Origin of the sequence: Saccharopolyspora soli (assembly GCF_022678645.1) — a bacterium.
Classification (GTDB): domain Bacteria; phylum Actinomycetota; class Actinomycetes; order Mycobacteriales; family Pseudonocardiaceae; genus Saccharopolyspora; species Saccharopolyspora soli.
This window is the reverse complement of the sequence record NZ_JALBWV010000149.1, coordinates 1-3,812: the sequence shown is the minus strand read 5'-3', so window position 1 is coordinate 3,812 and position 3,812 is coordinate 1. Positions and strand designations below refer to the sequence as shown.

Below are 3,812 nucleotides of genomic sequence, written 5' to 3'. Positions count from 1 at the left end.
GGCCGGAGCCCGGTCGAGCACGCACGGCCCCGGACTGGGGGTGTGGCCGGGCGGGGCCGCAAACCCCCCCCCCGCCCCCGGGGGGGTATGGGGGGGCGGGGGCCCGGGGGTGGGGGGGGGTTTTGGCGGAAAAGGGCACCCCCCCCCCCCCCCCCCGGGGGGGGGGGGGGGCGGGGCGCCCCCCCCCCCCCCCCCCCGGGCGGGGGGGCTGATGTCGCGGGCCGGAGACGGGGTGGTGCGGGCGATTTCGCGCGAAATCGGCACGCCCGCCACCCCGCGACACCTGATCAGTCCAGGGCGCGGCGGAGGAAGAACTTGATGCCGAGGGTTCCGAAGACCACCGTGGCGATCAGCAGGGCCAGCACGCAGACCCAGGCTGGCATGTGCGGGACGTCCGGGAGCAGGGCTCCGCGCATGCCTTCGCTGACGTAGGTCAGCGGGTTGATCGCGCACAACACCTGGAACCACCGGAGGTGGTCCAGCTGCGCCCACGGGAACTGGGTCGCGCCGGTGAACATCAGCGGCGCCAGGATCACCGCGAACATGATGTTGATGCGCCGCGGCGGCACCGCGGCACCCACCGTCATCCCGACAGCCGCACCGGACAGCGAACCCAGCACCATGCACAGCAGGGCGAAGGCCAGACCGTCCAGGTTCCAGTTGATCTCGCCGAGCATCCACATCCCGAGCGGCACCATCAGCACCGCCGCGAACAGCCCGCGCAGCGCGCCGAAGAGCATCTTCTCCACCGCGACCCAGCTGATCGGCATCGGTGCCAGCAACCGGTCCTCGATCTCCCGCGAGAACGAGAAGTCCAGCACCAGCGGGAAGGACGTGTTCTGCAACGACACCAGGAACGCGTTGAGCGCGATCATGCCGGGCAGCAGGATCTGCGCATAACCGGGCTGCGCGTAGCCGAGCTCGCTGAGCACCTTGCCGAAGATGAACAGCAGCGCAACCGGCTGCACCAGCACCTGCGCCAGGAAGCTGGGCAATTCGCGCCCCGTCACGAAGACGTCGCGGCTGAGCACCGCGGTGAACGCGCGGACCGGACTCATCGCAGTTCCCTTCCCGTCAGGTCGATGAAGACGTCCTCCAGGGTCGCCGAGCCCAGTGACAGGTCGCTGACCGAAACCCGCTGTTCGTGCAGGGTTTGCGCAACCGGCCCGAGCAGCGCGGCGGGTTCGTCGCCCACGTACAGCCGCAGGCGCAGTTCGGCGTTTCCGTCCGGCGCGGTGCTCGACCCGATCTGCTCGACCCGCTGGACACCATCCACATTGGACAAGAGGTCGGCGACCTTGCTGGGGTCGTAGCCGTTGGGTCGCAGCGTGGCGTCCACCGTGCCGCTGCCGGGCAACGACTTGATCAGCGCCTCCGGGGTGTCCAGCGTCAGCAGCTTGCCGTGGTCGACGACGCCGACCCGATCGGACAGCTTCGCCGCCTCGTCCATGTCGTGCGTGGTGAGCACGATGGTCACGCCCTCGGCGCGCAGGTCGTTGATCCGGTCGTGGACGAACAGCCGGGCCTGCGGGTCGAGCCCGGTGGACGGCTCGTCGAGGAACAGCACCTCGGGTCGGTGGATCAGGGCGCGGGCGATCATCAGCCGCTGCGACTGCCCGCCGGAGAGGTCGTCGACGCGGGCTTTCGCCTTGTCCGCCAAGCCCATCCGGTCCAGCAGCTCGTCGGCCAGGCGCTGCCGCTCGCTGCGCGCGACGCCGTGGTAGGCCGCGTGCCAGATCAGGTTCTGCCGCGCGTTCAACGAGCGGTCCAGGTTCACCCGCTGCGGCACGACGGCCACCTTGCTGCGCGCCCCGACCGGGTCGGCGGCCACGTCGACTCCGGCGACTCGGGCCGATCCGCTGGTCAACAGCACCCTGGTGGTCAGGATGCCGACGGTGGTGGTCTTGCCAGCGCCGTTCGGGCCGAGCAGCCCGAAGATCTCCCCGGCGGCCACCTGGAAACTGAGTCCGTCCACCGCGTTGGTTCGGCTCTTGGGATACCGCTTGACCAGGTCGGTCACTTCAACCGCTGTGGTCACATCCGCCTTCTTTCTCGTTCAGTCCGCTCAGCAGCGCGAGCAGGTACTGCCGGACCAGGGCCTCCTGCTCGGGACTGGTGTCCGGCTCGATCCGTCGGAACTCCGCGCGCACCCCCTGCCACGCGGCGTTGAGCGCCTCCCGACCCGCCGAGGTGATGCTCAGCCGAACAACGCGCCGGTCGGTCGGATCGCGTCGCCGGGTGAGCAGCCCGTCGGACTCCAGCGCGTCGATGACCGGGGTCAGCGTCGCGGGGCGCACCCAGCAGCGCTGGGCGACTTCGCGGTGCGTTTGGCCGTCCTGCTCGTCGATCGAGGTGAGCGCGATCATCGCGGTCCGGCTCAGATCGGTGCTCCGCGCCACGGCCTGCTCCCAGTGGTGCGACAGCCGCCGACCGGTCAACCCGACCAGCCGACTCAGCGGCATCCGCCGCGGATCTTGTTCCAGGAAGCCGGGCATGAGGCCAACAATACGCGCGGGGAATGGTTAGGTGCCAAATTATTTTCGAGCCGCCCCGAAGCGCCGCCAGCCCAGGGAAACGCCCGGTAACCTGACTGAGTGACCGAGGTGACCGAGCAGCGAACGAATTGGCTGGGTGACTGCGAGATGGCGTCCTGGCGCGCCTACATCGTCGGCAGCGCCCTGCTGGAATACCGGCTAAACCGAGAACTGCAGCTCGCCCACGGCCTGTCGATGGCGGACTACGAAATCCTGGTCCGCCTGTCCGAGCAGCCCCAACAGCAGATGCGGATGAGCGAACTCGCCAACGAGATCGCGCACTCCAAGAGCCGCATCTCGCACCAGATCCGCCGCCTGGAAGCGGCCGAACTGGTGCGCCGCGTGGATTGCCCCAGCGACGGCCGCGGAGTCCTCGCGGTCCTCACCGAGCAGGGCCTGGCAAAACTCCAGGAGGCGGCCCGAACGCACGTCGCGGGCGTCCGGGAGCACATGATCGACCACCTGGAACCGGACGAGCTGAAGGCGTTGGCCGGGATCTTCGGAAGGCTGACAACCCGCCTGAGAGACCTCGACTGACCGGGACCGCCTGCCGGACGATGGGGGCCGGTTGGCTACGCTGCGGCGTGGAAGCGTGGCAGAGCGGCCGAATGCACTCGCCTTGAAAGCGAGCGTCGGGAGACCGACCGGGGGTTCGAATCCCCCCGCTTCCGCTCCTTGACCAGCACGAACAGGGCTCGGTGGAATCTTCGTCCACCGGACCGCGCTCGCGCTGGTCTCATTTTCGGTCTCTGTTGTCCTTATTCCGACGCTTCCGGCGCGGTTTTCTTCGGCTTCTCCCACAAGGTCTCACCAACCTGGTCAAAGACGTTCCAGCACTGCCCTCCGGAGGCAGGTGTCGAAGATTCGAGTCCTGCCGTGCCATGTCATCGCGCCATGCACGCGAATCATCCGGTTGTTTCGATGATGAGCTGCGGGTGTGCCCCGCTGGCACTGACCTGCTGCAAGAAACGAGCAAAGCTAACCAAATAAGACAGAACCTGCGCCTGCATGCGCTGAATGGGGGAACGTTTGCCGCCCCCTCGCCTCGCGGATGCCAGGCCGTCCGATGCCCTTCACCAGCGCCCTGTGCAGTCTGCCCGGCCTGTTATTCCTACAGATGAGGGAGACCTTGAGGCGATGGAAGGACTCACCCGGCGGCGGTTCCTGGGTTCGGCGGCCGCAGCAGTGGGCATGGCTGGCTGAGGCTCCGGCGGTAGGCGGGGTTGCTGATCTTGGCGTGGGTGGTGGAGTAGGACGGGCATGGCCGTGAGTGATCAT

Annotated in this window: 4 protein-coding genes and 1 tRNA gene; 2 read left to right on the top strand and 3 right to left on the bottom strand. The window is 68.4% G+C overall.

The features are described from left to right. Positions 1 to 287: 287 nt before the first annotated feature. From MOQ72_RS43970 to MOQ72_RS43960, 3 genes are read right to left on the bottom strand one after another with little or no spacing between them, the layout of a single operon-like run. On the bottom strand, positions 288 to 1,058 hold the full coding sequence (locus MOQ72_RS43970) for an ABC transporter permease (protein WP_242192006.1): 771 nt from the start codon (positions 1,056 to 1,058) through the stop codon (positions 288 to 290). Next, entirely contained in the window at positions 1,055 to 2,038 is a 984-nt protein-coding gene (locus MOQ72_RS43965; RefSeq protein WP_242192005.1) for an ABC transporter ATP-binding protein, read from the bottom strand. The genes MOQ72_RS43970 and MOQ72_RS43965 overlap by 4 nt, the downstream gene beginning before the upstream one ends. Further along, entirely contained in the window at positions 2,022 to 2,495 is a 474-nt protein-coding gene (locus tag MOQ72_RS43960; protein WP_242192004.1) for a MarR family winged helix-turn-helix transcriptional regulator, read from the bottom strand. The genes MOQ72_RS43965 and MOQ72_RS43960 overlap by 17 nt, the downstream gene beginning before the upstream one ends. A gap of 99 nt (positions 2,496 to 2,594) precedes the next feature. On the opposite strand from MOQ72_RS43960, the gene MOQ72_RS43955 reads away from it, so the two are divergent. Both MOQ72_RS43955 and MOQ72_RS43950 read left to right on the top strand, forming a co-directional pair. Beyond that, positions 2,595 to 3,071: a MarR family winged helix-turn-helix transcriptional regulator gene (locus MOQ72_RS43955; RefSeq protein ID WP_242192003.1), complete on the top strand. Its 477-nt coding sequence runs from the start codon at positions 2,595 to 2,597 to the stop codon at positions 3,069 to 3,071. A 49-nt stretch (positions 3,072 to 3,120) separates the two neighbouring features. Continuing rightward, positions 3,121 to 3,205 (top strand) — tRNA-Ser (locus MOQ72_RS43950). The last annotated feature ends 607 nt before the right edge of the window (positions 3,206 to 3,812 follow it).